Annotated in this window: 16 protein-coding genes; 14 read left to right on the forward strand and 2 right to left on the reverse strand. The window is 44.5% G+C overall.

What is annotated here, in order from left to right:
• The first annotated feature begins 254 nt into the window (after positions 1 to 254).
• The 4 genes from EC604_RS23015 to EC604_RS23030 all read left to right on the forward strand — a co-directional run bounded on the left by EC604_RS23015 (position 255) and on the right by EC604_RS23030 (position 3292).
• Complete coding sequence (locus tag EC604_RS23015; RefSeq protein WP_123066367.1) at positions 255 to 887, forward strand: 50S ribosomal protein L25; 633 nt, start codon at positions 255 to 257, stop codon at positions 885 to 887.
• Positions 888 to 1114: 227 nt separating this feature from the next.
• Positions 1115 to 1630: a hypothetical protein gene (locus EC604_RS23020; protein WP_123066368.1), complete on the forward strand. Its 516-nt coding sequence runs from the start codon at positions 1115 to 1117 to the stop codon at positions 1628 to 1630.
• Between the two features lie 289 nt (positions 1631 to 1919).
• Positions 1920 to 2891, forward strand: a complete 972-nt coding sequence (locus EC604_RS23025; RefSeq protein WP_123066369.1) for a helix-turn-helix transcriptional regulator — start codon at positions 1920 to 1922, stop codon at positions 2889 to 2891.
• Positions 2892 to 2929: 38 nt separating this feature from the next.
• Positions 2930 to 3292 (forward strand): HIRAN domain-containing protein, encoded by a 363-nt coding sequence (locus EC604_RS23030; protein WP_123066370.1) that lies wholly within the window; start codon positions 2930 to 2932, stop codon positions 3290 to 3292.
• A gap of 13 nt (positions 3293 to 3305) precedes the next feature.
• Here the strand turns inward: EC604_RS23030 and EC604_RS23035 are convergent, their stop codons facing one another.
• A complete protein-coding gene (locus tag EC604_RS23035; RefSeq protein WP_123066371.1) occupies positions 3306 to 4409 on the reverse strand; it encodes a glycosyltransferase family 4 protein in 1104 nt (367 codons plus the stop codon).
• Positions 4410 to 4619: 210 nt separating this feature from the next.
• Between EC604_RS23035 and EC604_RS23040 the strand changes: the two genes are divergently transcribed.
• From EC604_RS23040 to msrA, 6 genes are all read left to right on the forward strand, one after another.
• The gene (locus tag EC604_RS23040) at positions 4620 to 4934 is read left to right on the forward strand and encodes a DUF3817 domain-containing protein (RefSeq protein WP_123066372.1); all 315 of its coding nucleotides are present in this window, start codon (positions 4620 to 4622) and stop codon (positions 4932 to 4934) included.
• Between the two features lie 273 nt (positions 4935 to 5207).
• A complete protein-coding gene (locus EC604_RS23045; RefSeq protein WP_420848890.1) occupies positions 5208 to 6029 on the forward strand; it encodes a TerC family protein in 822 nt (273 codons plus the stop codon).
• Between the two features lie 541 nt (positions 6030 to 6570).
• Entirely contained in the window at positions 6571 to 8034 is a 1464-nt protein-coding gene (locus tag EC604_RS23050; RefSeq protein ID WP_430538844.1) for an RtcB family protein, read from the forward strand.
• Positions 8034 to 9347: an AAA family ATPase gene (locus EC604_RS23055; protein ID WP_429349672.1), complete on the forward strand. Its 1314-nt coding sequence runs from the start codon at positions 8034 to 8036 to the stop codon at positions 9345 to 9347. The genes EC604_RS23050 and EC604_RS23055 overlap by 1 nt, the downstream gene beginning before the upstream one ends.
• A 364-nt stretch (positions 9348 to 9711) precedes the next feature.
• Positions 9712 to 9969 carry a GlsB/YeaQ/YmgE family stress response membrane protein gene (locus EC604_RS23060; RefSeq protein WP_090915436.1) on the forward strand — a complete coding sequence of 86 codons (258 nt, stop codon included), beginning with the start codon at positions 9712 to 9714 and terminating at the stop codon, positions 9967 to 9969.
• 225 nt (positions 9970 to 10194) lie between these two features.
• Entirely contained in the window at positions 10195 to 10710 is a 516-nt protein-coding gene (gene msrA, locus EC604_RS23065) for a peptide-methionine (S)-S-oxide reductase MsrA (RefSeq protein WP_123066373.1), read from the forward strand.
• Positions 10711 to 10786: 76 nt separating this feature from the next.
• Here the strand turns inward: msrA and EC604_RS23070 are convergent, their stop codons facing one another.
• Positions 10787 to 12070 carry a PQQ-binding-like beta-propeller repeat protein gene (locus EC604_RS23070; RefSeq protein ID WP_161557018.1) on the reverse strand — a complete coding sequence of 428 codons (1284 nt, stop codon included), beginning with the start codon at positions 12068 to 12070 and terminating at the stop codon, positions 10787 to 10789.
• A 240-nt stretch (positions 12071 to 12310) separates the two neighbouring features.
• On the opposite strand from EC604_RS23070, the gene EC604_RS23075 reads away from it, so the two are divergent.
• The 4 genes from EC604_RS23075 (at position 12311) to EC604_RS23095 (ending at position 17200) form a co-directional block, all read left to right on the forward strand.
• On the forward strand, positions 12311 to 12901 hold the full coding sequence (locus EC604_RS23075) for a restriction endonuclease (RefSeq protein WP_123066375.1): 591 nt from the start codon (positions 12311 to 12313) through the stop codon (positions 12899 to 12901).
• Between the two features lie 388 nt (positions 12902 to 13289).
• Positions 13290 to 13937, forward strand: coding sequence for a restriction endonuclease (locus EC604_RS23080; protein WP_123066376.1), 648 nt, complete (start codon positions 13290 to 13292; stop codon positions 13935 to 13937).
• A 272-nt stretch (positions 13938 to 14209) separates the two neighbouring features.
• Positions 14210 to 16303 (forward strand): CAP domain-containing protein, encoded by a 2094-nt coding sequence (locus tag EC604_RS23085; RefSeq protein WP_123066377.1) that lies wholly within the window; start codon positions 14210 to 14212, stop codon positions 16301 to 16303.
• A 651-nt stretch (positions 16304 to 16954) separates the two neighbouring features.
• Entirely contained in the window at positions 16955 to 17200 is a 246-nt protein-coding gene (locus EC604_RS23095) for a hypothetical protein (protein ID WP_429349676.1), read from the forward strand.
• Positions 17201 to 17226 lie beyond the last annotated feature (26 nt).

A 17226-nucleotide genomic window follows, 5' to 3' on the forward strand; every position in this document is an offset into this window, starting at 1 on the left:
TTCATCACTCCAAGTATCACTAATCTTACAGTCGGAAGCAATTCCGGCTGTTTTCTTATGCCCCAAAGTATATATAATTACAAAAAAAGGATAAAAATCTCCAGCTTTATGTTTTAGATACTGGATCATTGGGGTAAATATAGATATGGCCCAACATATGGCCTCAGAAAAAAGACCGTTTCGGTCTATGAGAGAAGCTGCAGAGCTTGCCAACAAAACCAAAGTAGGGATCCCTTGAAGGAGGATGTTCAACCATGAAATCCAACGGAAAAATGGCTCAACTTACAGCAACGCCAAGAACTGAAAAGAAAGGTGCAGCACTGCGCCTGTTAAGACAAGGTGGACGAGTTCCTGCCGTAGTATACGGACCGGGACAAGAAGGTGCCGCCATACATGTGGATGAAAAAGAAATGCTGAAAGTGGCTCGTACAGGCCGCTCAGAGATGTTTAACCTTAATGTGGAGGGCGGAAAAACCGTTCCAGTACTGATCAAGGATCAACAGGAACGTAATGGACGTCTGTTGCATGTTGACTTTTTGCAAATTTCGAAAAACAAACCGATTAGCGTTAGCGTATCGATTGACTTCCAAGGTACTGCCGCTGGTTCCAAAGCAGGCGGTGTATTCCAGACACAAGAAACGCAACTGGAGGTCGAAGGTTTGCCAGCAGATCTGCCGACTTCGATCGAAGTTGACGTCAGTGGTCTGGAAATTGGCGACCGCTTGACAGCAGGCGATATTAAACTGGATAAAGGTTTGACGCTCGTGACCTCACCAGATTCTATCGTTGCTTCGGTTATGCCACCGCAAGCTGTTGAGGAAGAACCAACCGCTTCTGCTGATGAAGCGGCACCAGAAGCAGAAGAAGGTCAATCTGCAGAAGAATAAGCAAACGCTGGAATTTAAAAAATTCCTCTTAAATGATTGATGTCCAAGCTCAGTTCACTTCTTGTGGACTGGGCTTTTTCGTATGAAGATTTTATTCAAAGAAAAACATTCGGCTAGCTCATCATGGCAAGTCGATGATTGGAAATAACTGAACTATTGGATTTAAGGGTCGCGTTTGTGGTACAACGTGAAGATAGATGAAATCGAAAAGAAAGCAGGTTTGCCCTATGTTTGACCCCACTATATATGATAATTTAAAAGTAGCTTTCGAGAATTACCTCTATGACCTGGACAATCTGGATGAGAGCATTCACATTACCTATCGCAGGGATCAATTAGAAATGGCAAGCATGTCCCGGGAATTCACCTTGCAGTTCTGCCTGAGAGATCATACTGCTGTGACTGCTGAAGTGGTATTGAAAAGTTCGCTGCAGGCCATAGCCGCAGAGATTCTGGAGACCCCAGGCAGCCATCCCGGCTGTGAACTAGAGCTTCGCTTTGCGTGGGTAACCAAAGAACTGGAGCCACGTTGTCACGACGTCCAGTCGATCATGCAGGAAAATTGGCCCGATCAGCGGATAGTTCAGCATATCCACTATCTTTTTGGAGAAGCTCCGGTATCATTTAACGTTTCTGCCAATATATATTTCGGAAGGCATTTGGATGAGGAACAAATGCATGATATTCCAGTGTTATGTGATTGCATGGTTCACGTGCTGAACAAGTTAAAAGAAATAAACTAATAAAAATATGACAAATAGAACTTTTTGAAGCCTTGTCTCGTTTGGAGATCAGGGCTTTTTTTGTATTTTTTTTAGATATTTGTATAGGCTTTCAGGCTTAGGAAAATTAGATTTTGGGTTATTAATTTACGCAAGCAAGTAAGAGAATGTATATTTAGAGAGGGGAAAAGTGCAATTGGACTATAAATAAAAGGTGAAATTGCGAAAAATCAATTGGGACTAAAGATTTAGATATGAACTAAAGGAACTAGTTTTCCTTGCCGATAAAATATCGAAGGGGAGAAACTACATGACAGAGAAATTAATTCGTCTGCTGCGTATACTTCAGGCTATACAAGCTAATCCCGGAATCTCTGCAAAGGAATTGGCGCTGAAATGTGGTACAACGGTGCGCACAATCTACCGCGATCTCCGGATTTTGGACAGGGTTGCTCCCATAATGAACGAAGGATATGGAAAGGGTTATCGATTTATCGGTGAGTTTGCCATGTATCCTTTGGATTTTACCAAACAGGAAGCTATGCTTTTCTGTATGCTTCCGGCCTTAGTCGATACTACAAAATTACCTGCTGAATTTGACTCAGCATATGATAAGGTAATATCGGCACATACTAAACTAAAAACAAGGAACAGTGAAATTGTGGAAAATATTGCAGGAATTATTCGGATGGGGATACCTGCTTACCGTGAAGAGGGAAAGGATCCAAACTTGTTAATCCCCATTATCGAAGCGATTTTGGATGGACGGACGATTCAAGCGCAATATCATACGCTCACCAATAACGAGATTACGGTTAGGCAAATAGACCCTTATTATCTCGTACCGCGTGATCAGCGTTTTTATCTGATTGGGTACTGTCATCTACAGCAAAAAGTTCGATTGTTTCGCATTAGCCGCTTCCTGGATGTGATACGAACCAATGCTCCATTTGATATGGGCGACTTCAATATAACTCAGTATATGAAGAATACTTGGTCTGTTGACCGAGGGGACGAGCATATTCATTTTAAGGTAAGATTCTCCGAAAAGGTGGCCCCTTACATAAAAGAAGAAGAGATGTTTGTTCGTCCGCGAATGACAGATCTTATGGATGGTGGTTTGTTATTTGAAGTAACACTGAATAGCAGTCGTGAATTTTTGCAATGGTTATATCAGTTCGGTGCTGAGGCTGAAGTACTTGAACCTCGCGAGTACCGGAGAGAGATTCGCAAACAACTTTTGGAATGGTTGGAGCACTATAAAGATGAAGAGGCTTTATAGCCGTACGCCAAGGAATATCTGTAAAAAGGAGCAATCGTATGAGTAACAAAATTTTTGCCGCTTTGATGGGCATGGAAAACTATCATGGAGCAGAGGCTCTGCATCTGGGGGATACACTGTATCTTGTAAAGGACCCGGATAATCGCTTGGATCATCAAGCCATTAAAGTGGTTATCCCCCCAATAGGGGAAGTGGGTTATATCGTAAACCATGCTGCCACAGTACCTCATGGATGCTGGACTGGGGCGGGATTCTACGATGCCTTCTACCAACAAACTTGTGCAAAAGTGAGATTTATGATGAAGGATATGGTCATTATTGAACTGATCGAAATCATGTATGTACCTGTATCTCAGATGGACACTTTTATTAAGGAATGGCAGTTCCGTGAGAAAGCTTGATCAAGAAAAAGGCTCATGAACGGATGAGCCTTGTGTAAGCTGCCTCCAAATAGAGAGCGGTTCTTGACCAATTAAAATGAGAAATTGCTGTTTCGCGGCCGCTTTTTCCCATGGATTGTACAAGATCAGGTCGGGTAGCCAGATGATGTAAGGATGAAGCAAACTGCTTAGGTTGCTTATACTCTGATATCAAGTATCCGTTCATTCCCGAATGGATAATCTCCCGGATACCCCCATTATCCGAAGCGATGACAGGAATGCCGGAGGCCATAGCTTCTACATTCACCAGGCCAAAGGCCTCGTGTTTCTGTGAAGGACAGACCAGGCAGTCCACACTTCGATAGAGCTGGTCAATCTGTTCATGATTTATCTGCCCCAAAAAGGCAGCCTGTACGTTATATTTTTGTGTCAGTTTACGTAATGAACGCACATATTTTGGAGGACCCTTGCCTGCAACGACCAGCTGGATAGGTACTTGCTTTTGTGTTAGAGCAATAGCACGAATAAGAATATCGACCCCTTTTCCAGGGATGGCTCTGCCTGCATACAGGACTGTGAAACGTTCAGTGATTCCAAACTTTTCACGCAAGTGAAGCCGCTCTTCATTGCTCGCAACGGGGCGGAAGCGATCAAGATCTGTACCTAGTGGAACGACATTCAATCGTTTCGTTACGGCAGGGAAACGGCGGCTGATTCTACGCTTCAATGATTGGCTATTCACGGCAATACAATCCGCTTTTTTCAGCATAGACAGTTTCCTAGGTCCGGGCTCAGCGAAGGTAAGTGAGTGGAGATAGAGGACAACAGGTGTTTGCGGAAAGGCTTGTTTAATGGCAGCCATGCTGTAAGGTCTGTTATCCACTTGAATAACATCAACATCGAGTGTATGGAGTAAACGAATAACTGACCGGGTATAATCTACAACACTGGGTGCAGCGATTCGCTGAATCGTTATCTGCCCGATCTGCTGAAGCGACGGCAAACCTTTTATTTGACGGCTTATAACAATTACCTGATGACGGCGGGCAAGTTCATGTGCGATCCCTAATATACAGATTTCCACGGAACCATTCCCTGGCAGAGGTAACTTCTCTGGTGCAACCAGAACGATTTTCATGAATCCAATCCTCCTTGTCCGACATTGTTGATGACACATTTCATGCATTGTATGTGAGAGATGGATATTTGGCTCCTGTGAGACGTATATTGGATGATCACAAAGACAGGGAATATAATACAGCCTGGCTGGATGCAAATTGATACAGCTTTTGTGATATACTGTACAGGGTTCAACTAGCGTGTATTGCATAGAAGCAGGAGGAAGATGATGTTACGTTCAATGCTGGGTCGTTTCCGGCTAATGTTATGGTTACAGGGGATTTCATATGTTTTGCTATTGTTCGTTGCGTTTCCCCTTCGGGATGCAGGAGTTATGCCTCAAGCGGTGACTTGGTTCGGGAACTTGTATGGTTTTCTGTTTCTGATGCATCTCTTGTTCATGGTATCTTTATATACGACTCAGAAATGGCGTTTGCGCCGTCCCATTGCGCTATTCTTCATTTCGTTCATACCACTGGGCAATATGATTTATGATTTTTTTGTTTTTCGAAAATTGTCCCTTAACATTGAAAATAAAGCTTGACTTTATTTTATGTTATGAAATATGATGTAAACAGGTTATTCACCGGTTTCAACTAAAACTACATATTCCTGTTAAAGGGGAGTAGCTTTTACAGTAAAGTCGTCAATTCGGGATTACATCCCCGGCTTTATTGGCAGCAATTTGTTGTTAGCGAGACCTTTACCAAGTTTTTATGCTCGGTAAATGTCTCTTTTTGTGGTTATAAAAGGATCTTTACCAGCAATGGTAAAGATCCTTTTTTTTGTACATCATAAGCATATTAAGGAGGAGTCAATGTTGGATGCAGCACTGTTATTAGAATACGGGTGGGTACTTTTAGTCCTTGTTGTCCTTGAAGGGTTACTGGCAGCAGACAATGCCCTGGTACTCGCAATTATGGTAAAACATTTACCTGAGGAAAAGCGTAAAAAAGCATTGTTTTATGGTTTGATGGGGGCTTTTGTTTTCCGTCTCGGGTCGTTATTCCTCATCTCATTCCTCGTGGATGTGTGGCAGGTTCAAGCGATCGGGGCATTGTACCTCCTGTACATTTCGATAAATCATATCGTTAAAAAGATATTGAGTGGTCGAAATAAAACAGACGAAGCAGCCGACGATGCACCAAAAAAACCAAAGAAACAATCCGGATTCTGGATGACCGTATTTAAGGTTGAAGTCGCAGATATTGCTTTTGCAGTAGATTCTATCCTAGCGGCTGTTGCTTTGGCGGTTGCATTGCCACCAAGCGGCTTGCCGCCAATTGGCGGCTTGGATGGTGGACAGTTCATTGTCATCTTCCTCGGCGGTTTTATCGGGCTTGTTATCATGCGTTTTGCAGCATCGTTTTTCGTGAAATTGCTTCATTCCCGTCCGGGTCTTGAAGTTGCTGCTTTTGTAATTGTAGGTTGGGTAGGGGTTAAACTGTCCGTAATTACACTGGCTCACCCTTCCTTGGGTGTACTGGATGAGCATTTCCCGGAAAATAAAATATGGAAAATCGGTTTTTATGTTGTGTTGATCACGATTGCGGTATGTGGATGGTTCCTTTCATCCAAAGTGCCTGAGAAGGAAGATGAGAATCCTGTGGAAGAATTGCAAGAGCAGGCTAAACTCTAAGGTCATGAGAGTGTCGTTTGTCTGACGATATGACAGAAGCAGCGGTGAATAACCTAATAAAATGATAAAAAACAGGAGGCTGTCCCCGGACAACCCCCTGTTTTTTATCATTTGCTAGAACATAAGAGTGAATTTATTCCCAAGAAAAGGGTTGACATTTGAAAAGATGTGCCATTAATATATACATATCAATAATGAAGGGAGGCCGAAAGACATGACGTTAGGTTATGAATTGAATCAAGGACGCAGAAGCATGAACACAATTGTATATCCAGCTCATCGTCTTTTTGGCCTCATACGGTCGACATAAAAGAACGGGCATATTGTTTATAGAGTACAGTGTGTAGTGCTATAGGCAATGTGTGTTCTTCGCGGTATCCAGCGATGGATGACAGGCGCAAATCCATTTGTGCTGTTATCCGTTATTGTCATGTAGTAGAAGCCATGGACGATCAGTCCATGGCTTTTTTATGTATTTTTTATAAAACAACACGCAGCAAACTACATTTGCTGAACGGAACAGGAAGGATTACACTTATTTATGAATAACGAAATGAACAATTTTGGAAATTTTAGTAACATGACCGAGAGTTATCGCCATCAAGTGAAATTACCAGCGGGAGAGCTCACCGTATATGCGGCACAGCGATTATTCTCTTCTCTCGACTACAAAGTATTTGAGATGGCTAACAATAATTTGCAAATTCCAGACATTTCTTATATGGGTTATACCCCGGACGTGCATGTCGGTGTAGGAACATGTATTGGAACGACGGCAGTCTGGGAGGCACAGAGTGGATATGTATCACCTTCCATCGTGGGCAGTGATATCGGCTGTGGCATGCGAGTGCATCTGACCAATCTGCATAAAGATGATCTGAAAGAGGTAAAGCTGCGCCGAAAATTGGTTAAAGCGATCGAAAAGGTCTTGCCAATGGAAGCCAGCCAGCGAGGCCATTTCTCCGATATAAGGTTAGAGCACATTGTGAAAAAGGGACTACACGGACTGCCGAAAAAATATATTCCAGACAGCTATACACCGAAAAAATCGACCTCACTGACGCATGTGGAGAGCAGTAAATTTACGTATGACGAGAATGTGCTGAATCTTGTTCCAGATATGACTTGGCATCGTTCGCATCGTCAACTTGGTACGCTGGGTGGAGGGAATCATTTTGCCGAGATTCAGGCGATTGAGATTGCTGAGGAAAATCGCGAAGTGGCTGAGGCTTGGGGGCTTTATGATGGACAGATTGCTGTTATGATTCACTCTGGTTCCCGCGCTTGGGGCGGATATGTCAGTCAGACAAGTTCAGCAGCGATTGCCAAAGTCATGCAGCGGCTCGGCCTTGGAACTTCCGATCCCAGATTGGTATTTGCCCCGCTGGAGCATGCGGAAGGTCGGCATTACGTCAACATGATGTATTCCGCTTTGAATTATGCCGTAGTGAATCGCCACCTCATCGCTTATGCAATCCGGGAAGCATTCCGGGATGTATTTGGGTCAAAATGTGAATTTCGTACGCTGTATGACCTGATGCATAACTATGCTTGGGAGGAATCCCATGCAGAGCGTGGTTCGGTATTTGTACACCGGAAAGGGGCAACGCGGGCATTGCCTGCAGGCCACCAGGATAATCCAAAACCTTACATGGCTACAGGCCATCCGGCTCTGATTCCTGGCTCGATGGGGACGGCCTCATATATCATGGTCGGTCAGCCAGAAGGAGCAGACAACTATTATTCGATATGTCATGGTGCGGGCCGTGTACGGTCACGTACTGCAACGAAACGTTTGGTGACGGTTGAAGATTTTGCAACAGCTCTTGGTGTAGGAACGGCGGACGAAATCGTTGTAAACCAGCGATCCTTGGAATCCATTATTGATGAATCACCTCAGGCGTATAAAAACGTTGATGAAATTATAGATAGTGTTACCGGCGCCGGACTGGCTCAAGTGGTAGCCAAATGTAAACCGCTTGCCGCGGTAAAGGGAGCGAAATGATGAACGATAACGAGAAACAGACGAATCCAATGAACGAAACAAAAGCCATCTACTCCTACGACGAACAGCATGATACACGTATCCGCGTTGAAGGGTACGCGGTCTATTCGAGACTGATTCGCGGAATTGGTGAGGCGCTTCTGAAGCGTTACGGCGTTGAATACAAGTTGTATTCAAGTTCTGATCCGAACAACGAATATTGGGAACTGCTAAGGGAAGACTTGCAGAATGGAAGTGACGAGGTCGAACTTGTTGCTCGTATCTTTGAGGATCTGGAGCTCCAAACGCTACATTACGATGATGATGGAGATGTGCCAACATACGGTGTACACTATTCCATCCGCAACAATGTATTTGCCTATCCCAAATGGGGCGTAGCTTTGGTACGGGTGCCTTTTTTCCGGGAGAACGGGATCTACAGTGAAGATTTTGTGTTCGCTGTAGGGGATGAAGAGATGAAGCATTTCCTGGGAAGTGTAAGGGAACGCGAACGTCAGCAAAATATGAAAAAAGTAACGGTTTACACGGATGCCCGCAATGGCAGTGACCGTCATGTAGAGTCCATAACTCGTTCGGTGAGCCGAGAAGATGTGGTTCTCTCCGCACAGATCAAACAGGATATTTTCCGCTCGCTCGATCAGTTCTTTGAAGCGGATCGTTCCTTTTACCGGGACTATGATATCCCCTACAAACGCGGTATTCTGCTCTATGGGCATCCAGGGAACGGAAAAACAACGCTGGTAAAATCGATAGCGGGCAGTATTCCTGGCCCAGCTGCGTACTGGCAAATTACCGAATATACGAATAGCGAGTCTGTGCGTGAAGTGTTTGATGCAGCCAAACGACTGGCACCGATGGTGCTGATCATTGAAGATATCGACTCAATGCCGGATGAAGTTCGTTCCTTTTTCCTGAATACGCTGGATGGTGCGACGTCCAAAGAAGGGATCTTTTTGATCGGCACGACAAATTATCCGGAAAAAATCGATCCAGGTCTCATGAACCGAGCCGGACGATTCGACCGGGCCTATGAGATTCCGCTGCCTGATGAAGCTTTGCGCCTGCAATATTTGCGGCAACGCGGATTTAGCGTGTTTGCAGGTGAAGAAGGAACGATCGAAGCGGCCCGTTTGACCGATACGTTCTCGCTTGCACAACTCGGCGAATTGTATGTCAGTGCTGCGCTGGAATGGCATCAAAACGGGCAAACCGATATTGTTCAGGTCATTCAGTCCATGCGGGGAGAACTGGACAAAAGTCACAAACATAACTGGCTTGCACAACCGGGCAAAGGTCGGGCTGGATTTTTTTGATCTGGTTGATGTATTCTGATTTTTTGATCTAATACGCTGACAGGATAACATTCTGATGAACTGTAAAGTTCAAAGCATTAATGGTTCTGAGCCATAAATATAAATTCACCTTCACTGGGTATACTAACCTTGTCTCTGGTAACATACAATGACTTTCGGGAGGTACATATCGCAGCCATGTGCTGATGAGATGCCGGAAACGGAACACGGCCTGTTGTCACCCTTAGGGAGCGCCTGTTAGCAGAGAAGGAAGCATTCTGGACAATGGTAATATGCAACAATTTTTATGCCAGTTGTTTAAATGTCTTCGGAGCGGTTAATAGTAGTCAGACGCAACAAAAACTTTAAAATAGAGGTGAATGATATGGGTTGGTTATGGTCATTAATTATCGGTGGTATCATTGGTTGGCTGGCAGGTCTGATTGTTGGTCGTGACATCCCAGGTGGTATTATCGGTAATATCGTTGCTGGTTTTATCGGTGGATGGTTAGGCGGAGTCATTCTTGGAGACATGGGTCCTGAGATGGGCGGATTCCACATTGTACCGGCATTGATTGGTGCGATTGTGCTTGTAGCGATTGTCAGCTTGATCTTCCGTTCGATGGGACGCAGCCGCGGGTAAACTAGAGCGAGCGATGTTCCTGGTTAAGAAGTTATGGTGTAGCTGAAAGCTGTATGATGAACCATATGGATATGAATGCTTCCAAGCGAAGCTGAATGAAGAGGTTGATGAAGAGCCATTGCGGTGGCTTTCCATCAACCTCTTGTTGTTTTACAATGTAGGAATGAATGCATGTCTGAGTTAATGCGTTCAAGTTATTGTTTTGAATCTGAGGAGTTGAATGGAATGGAAAAAGCAACGTTTGCTGGCGGATGTTTCTGGTGTATGGTTACCCCGTTTGAGGAACAACCAGGCATCCACGGTATCGTATCAGGTTATACAGGTGGTCATGTCGAAAATCCGACCTATGAGCAGGTGAAGACAGGGGAGACAGGGCACGTGGAAGTCGTGGAGATTACATTTGATCCCGATGTATTCCCTTACGAGCGCTTATTAGAATTATACTGGCCTCAGATTGATCCCACGGATGACGGAGGACAGTTCCAGGATCGAGGATCGCAGTATCGTACCGCCATCTTTGTACACAATGAACGCCAGCGGCAGCTTGCCGAGCAATCCAAACAGGAACTTGCGGCCAGCGGACGATTCAATCAGCCCATCGTGACCGAGATTCGGGATGCTGTAATCTTTTACCCTGCAGAGGACTATCATCAGGACTATCACAAGAAAAACGAAAAACATTACAAGGAAGACCGCGCGCTGTCCGGAAGGGACGAATTCATTAACGAGAACTGGAAATAAAAGAAGCCGGAAAGCACCGCGAGGAGCTGTTCCGGCTTTTTTTGACTAAAGCCATGTCAGGTAAGGGTTACAGTAATTATTTAGCTGACGACGACTTAAGCGTATATTTGGAGAGGACTTCGCCCTTCATTGAATAGATCACATCATTCATATAAGTGGAGATACTTTCTAATGAAGGAACAGCAGTACTAACGGTGTACACATGCACATCTTCCAATGTCTGTGGATCCAGAATATATCCTGTTTTAGCAAAATCAAGCTGGTATTGCCCGTCTTGTGTTCGGTCAACATGCATGAGCACAGGCTGAGCATCCTTGAACATACGCTCCGTCACTTTGCCTTTCATCGTGTATAGCTCAAGCTTTGAGCCAGTGAGCAAGGTGTACCCATTACCCGCTGTTTGAATATATGCATCTCCAGCGATTGCACGCCCCCATGCAAGCTTGCCATCCGAACCAAATCCCATCAAGCGATTGCCGGTGGTTTCGAAGTTGGCACGCATCAGAACAGAACCATCATCCAGAATGGCCAGCGCTTCACCGCCGCCATCCCCTTGTGTATTGGCATCAGCCGGGAATTGATAGAAGGACAGCCGGTTTAACGAGGTGTCGTAGATTTCAATTTTGGGATTGGCAGCCGGTTGCCAGAAGTTACCCGACTTGACCTGTTTGCTCGCATCGACGACAATTCTTCCCTGAGCTGCTTTGAGCACAGTGCCTGCAATTGTTTTTTCGTTCAACAGCTTCCCTTTTTTGTCATAAAGAGAGAGGGTAGAACGCACAGAGCCATTGGCTTGTACCCCTTGGCTTGCAGCGACCAGTAGATTATCGTTATCCATGAGTGAGATCGTTGCTGACGAATTTACGTTTTTAACCCAGTTGGTCTTGCCGGATGTATTAAACGAATATAATTTCTTGCTTTTATCCGAATACTCCATATACACGTAAGCTGTACCGTTGCTTGCATATACCGAGTTGGAGTAAGTTGTATAAGGGCCGCTTTTCTCATGGAAAATAGTGCTCCACTTGAGCTGTCCTGTTTTGGCATCCAGTGCTTGAAGTGAATCGAGCTGCCAGTCCAGCGTTGTTTTGCTGCTTGTTTTGGTTACGGGCTGAGAAGTGTGTACATATACCAAATTTTTGGAAGGTACAGCGTAAATGTTCTTGATCATGACGTCTTTCTCCGTATTAGCCTCATTTAACATGAGAGAGGAGGAAGTCCATGACGGTTTAGGCAAGGATTCCGTGGACGCTGCCGCGTATCCTGCAGTTGTATTCATGTTCAAGAGAAGCATTCCACTGAGCAAAAGAACAGCCCAGGTTGTAGACTTGCGTTTACGATTCGTATAAGTAGTATGCAAGGGATAAACCACCTTTCGTATGCGGTCAAAATAACACCGATTGTAGAATTCTACCATTGATTTCTAGTGGAATTCAACCGAACACGCTGTAACCTTTTTTCACCATGAATGTGATAACGCGATGTTAAAAGAGGTCAAACAGTTACAGGGAATTCATCTTCTTTAGATGATCATTGAAGTTTGATATATTTAGGGCTGTGACAAGAGAAATACGAAGTAACGACGACGAGGAGTAATGAAATGAATTGGAGTGAAAACATCACCTTATGGGTTATCACGGGCATTGTCCTGTTGTTGTTGCTAACCTGGATGACTCGGCGGATCATTTATCGTGGGCAACGAATACGAAGTGAGGCGAATCCCCAGAAAATCACGATCAAGGATATCGATAAAATGGAGGATGGATCAGAGTTTGAGTTATATCTCTACAATTTGTTCGAGCGCCTCGGTTATGAGGAGGTTCACAAAACGACGAGCAGCCGGGATTTCGGTGCAGACCTCGTGTTTGTGGACAGGCTGGGCAGACGCACGGTGGTACAGGCCAAACGTTACGGTGCCAATCATCCTGTTGGTCTTAGCGCGGTGCAAGAGATTTATACCTCCATTCGTTATTACGAGGCGGATCGATCCATTGTACTGACTTCTGCCCGATACACGGAGGCTTGCCGCACGCTGGCTGCGGTGAATGAGGTGAAATTGCTGGATCGAGAGGATTTGATCGAGCTGATTGCCCTGTTTAAGTCGCGAAGGCTGGACGAAGCGATGGAACTGATCGAAGAGCATGACCACGAACCCATTGAGACATGGCAGTCTCGGCGCAAGCGTAGTTGATGTCAGACGAGCCGGAGGAACTTGAGGGCAAGGATGGAGACAGCATATATAGCAGTAGACAATCCCCGGATTGGAAGAAGGTGATAAACTGGTCTTCTACAAATGTCTACATTGTTGGATATAGGAAATGTACGTAATAACAACGAAGATCTGATAAGGCGTGTAAATTAATTTTGGAAAATGGAAAGGCGATACCTTAAAAGGTGTCGCTTATTTGGATTTGTAACTAAATTTACATTCTCTCTTATGTATAGGTAAAAAATGTGAATATCTAACAACCATAAAATTAAATTTGTTTAATGTCAGAAGGTGTTTACCATAAAAATCTATCTATAATATTGAAAAATATGGTATTGTTGTACTAGAAATTAGAAGGGGAGTAGACCTAATGAACTATATCGTTTTTTTGTTGATTATAGTTGCAATTATTGTGTTGTCTTTAGCGATACTCATCTTGTGGAGAAAACTGAATCCTCCGATTAAATTGGACACAGAGCATTACGATCTACGAGATATTACAATAGATGATATTGATAGGATGGAAGACGGGTCCGGTTTCGAAATGTACTTATATAGATTATTAATTGAGCTAGGTTATTCTGGAGTCTACAAGACTATGGGGAGTCGTTACTTTGGAGCTGACGTCGTATTTACTGATTCGGATGGAGTTAGAAATGTTATTCAAGCTAAAAGATACGCGATAGAAAATCCGGTAGGGATCAGTGCTGTTCAAGAAGTCTTCTCTTGTATGAGATACTACAAGGCTAAAAAAGCGGTGGTCATTGCAACTACCAGATTTACAGATTCATGTGAGACGCTCGCTGGTATCAATTATGTGAAATTGATTGATCGAACAGACTTAGTTGGCATTATCGATGCTTTCAGAGCAGGTGATATACTTGCAGCTCGTAAAATAATCGAAGCGGAACCCAGAAGGATACTTGAATCTTGGTCAGAGGCAAATTCAACTGACCTGCATGAGGTTCGTAAGGATTACAGGGCAGAGAAGTATGTAAAGAAAGCAATGAGTAAATGAGATTTTATTTTCAAAGAGAATAGGAGGAAGGAGGTTTGGAAGATTTATTGCGTTTAAAGTGAAAATGGTGACTCATCTATTTAGAAACAAGAGTACATAACAAAAATGCTATACATAATCACGATAAGTGAGGAATCAGTGGAATTAAATAATAGGATGGGAAGAATCGGACTCCAACCTGTCCTAAGCTTTTTAGCTAAGGCTGAGAATCCGGGTAAGAACGCATCGTTAAGTGCAATGGGAAAAAAGATGAAGATGAGGGGAATAACATAATGAAATCAAGCAAACACAGCAAGAATAACAGTTCTAATCAAGTAATAAACCAGAGATTGGGCCGTAGGTTGGCAACCTGTCTGCTCTCCGCGGTCATGGCCCTGACGTTCGTACCGGCTTATCCAGCAGAACGCGCATCGGCGGCCACAACTACGATGGTCTCACAAGGAGGCTTTACGCAGGATCAACTCGACGGATTGGCGTATCTGAACGAGATTCGGGCGAAGGTAGGCGTAGGCCCTTTGGAGCTTGACGCAAGATTGTCTCAGGCGTCTCAAGCACACGCAGCGTATTACAATACCACTCAGTTCAAAGGAAGGACGGCTCATGAGGAGGGGCCTGGCACACCAGGATTTACCGGAGTGAGAGCAGGAGACCGGGGGAAGGCAGCTGGATGGCCAAATACAATGGTTGCTGAAGTCATGGCTTTTAATATGGCAACAACACGTCAAGCGATTGATGGCTGGCTAAGCACCGCGTATCATCGCCAGATTATATTGGATGAGGAGTACACATCGGTCGGCATTGGATTACAGAATGGTACTGCTGTCATGAATCCAGCCTCTATGAAGTTACAGAGGGATAGTACGGAAGCCAGAGTATATCCGTACAACGGAATGAAAGGAGCGGACGTTGGTTTCTACGGATTTGAGAATCCGAATCCTCTTGTTGCCTTCGGTGTTGAACACTCGGGGGGCATCATCTCTGCTTCAGCTGGCTTTGCCATCGATTCGTTCGAGGCCAGCATCTTGGATGCGCAAGGAAAGGATGTTCCATATTACAGCGAACTGCATGGTAATACGGTGTTCTTGTATCCCAAGGATGTGCTGGACGGGTACAGCGTCTATACAGTGAAGTTTGATTATACGCTGTATAAGGAGTCGCAGCGACGAAGCAAAACCTGGTCGTTTACGACGGGAAAAGGGAACACGATGAAGGGTTTATCTGCGCAGTACGACGAATTGGTGTTGAATTCAGGAAGTAAGTTGCCGATGCAGATCACGGCCTCTTACGACGATGGGACATTCGCAACGCCAAAAACGGCGATTACATACTCTAGCAGTTCCCCTACGGGTCTGAAAGTCTCGCCGGATGGTATTCTTGAAGGAATTAAGCCTGGCAGTTATAAAATAACGCTCAGCTCCGGTGAGGTGCAGGGAACGGTACCGGTACGGGTATTCGAACGCCTCAAGAGCAAGAGTTATCCATCAACTGATCCGGCGAAGATTAAAGATATCGCAGGACGTGCCGACCAATCAGCAATTGAGTGGGCCCTTCGTTCAGGTATCGTTGGAGCGGACGCAAACGGTAAATTCCGGCCAGAAGATTCTGTGAGTGAAGCGCAGTTCCTCATCATGTTGCTACGCACCTATAAAATTGATGACGAATCGTACGCTTCCAAGAAAAAGAAACACTGGGCGGAAGGTGCCTACAACGTGGCTAAGGCTCGCAACCTGTTGCTGTTTAGTTCAGGTCCGGGCAAAAGTGAATTTCGGGATAAGCCAATTAACCGTTATCGTGCAGCTGGTCTGATCGCATCAATGGACGGTGTGAATTTCGATTTTCCTTATGCAGTGAACTATGTACTGGCTCATAATTACATGCGCGGAACCCAAGGAAATCAGAGTAGTATGTTCGGTTCCAACGATATCGTGACTCGGGCCCAGGCAGCGGTGATCTTGATGCATTTGCAGTCCAATATGAAGCAATTGGTTGGCGCACCGAAGTTGGTGACTTCCGAGGAAAAGCAAGCTGAACATCTATTTCCGGAAGTGTATATTAAACCGGCACTTGGTAGCAAAACGTTGATTGTTGAATTCGGCACGGACGGCAGGCTCTTGGTGGAAGGGAAATTCACGGATCAGGCGAGCAAGCAATTGGAGATTCAGATCGATCAACATCTGGATAACGTGCAAACTGGGAAGTTGCTGGAGAAAATTCCAGTGCAGATGGATTCATCGGGTCACTTTTCTATTGCGTCCACGGGAATATATAGCGATGGTATCCTAAATGTATTTCTAAGGACACCAGAAGCAATTTATGCCATTAATGTAAAAAGAGGCTCAATGAACGCATCGGATTATTCAAGATAAGACCTAATGACGTCATGTTGTTGCTATTGATATCAGGCTGGAAAATTTTTCCTAATGGTTTGCTCACTGCCCCCTCCCTGCTGGATATACGGTCGAAATGTTATCTAAAAATGGTGAGGGCCGCAAGACAATTATTGATGACTGCTAATGGGACAGCTATGTTACAAGCGAGAGAAGATATTAAGGCTCATATTTTACATGTTTGAAGATGCGCGTAAACAGGGAGCTCGTCTATAGCGGGCTCTTTTATTTGCCTAACTAAATTAACCCAATCAAACGTGAGATGATCTCATGGCTATGTTGCAACGGGTAAAGGGCTATCCTATAAATCATGTGCCACACAAGTTCCGGCGTTAGAACTTTTTTTGACTGGCTCAAAAATGTAGATAGCATTGCTCTGCAGTCTAATGTCCGAAATGTGGCAGACAGATTTGATCGCTTCTTCAAGAAAAAGAATAGGTTTCATCTTTCAAAATTCGTAAGAATCCAATTCAAAGCTAAACAACAAGGCATATCAACGAATCTTGTCATTGAAAGAAACGAAATCAAACTTCCTAGTACGGATGTATAAATGAGTTCAGACTGGCTGCACCTTCACTTGCATCGCTGCACATGATATATTGAACGTAGTTCAACTGAAGGAGTGTGTTCATGAATATGGCACGTACACAGACACAAAAAGCATTACGCAAAGCAGAACGGTCCGGACAATGGACTCCCGAGCAAAGCCGCAGAATGAATGGAGATTATGGGGCATTATCGCAGCATGTTCGCCTGACACCAACCAAGCAGGAAAAATTACAAAAGGTCAAACACAAGAAGCAGATCATCCAGGATGGTGGTGCTTCTTTTTATTTTGTCTTGAAGCAGAGTAGGTCAGGAAAACGTGATGAGTGAATGGATGAATGAATGCGTGCGTGGAT

The organism is Paenibacillus amylolyticus, assembly GCF_003719335.1.
In the GTDB taxonomy this organism is placed as follows: Bacteria; Bacillota; Bacilli; order Paenibacillales; family Paenibacillaceae; genus Paenibacillus; species Paenibacillus amylolyticus_D.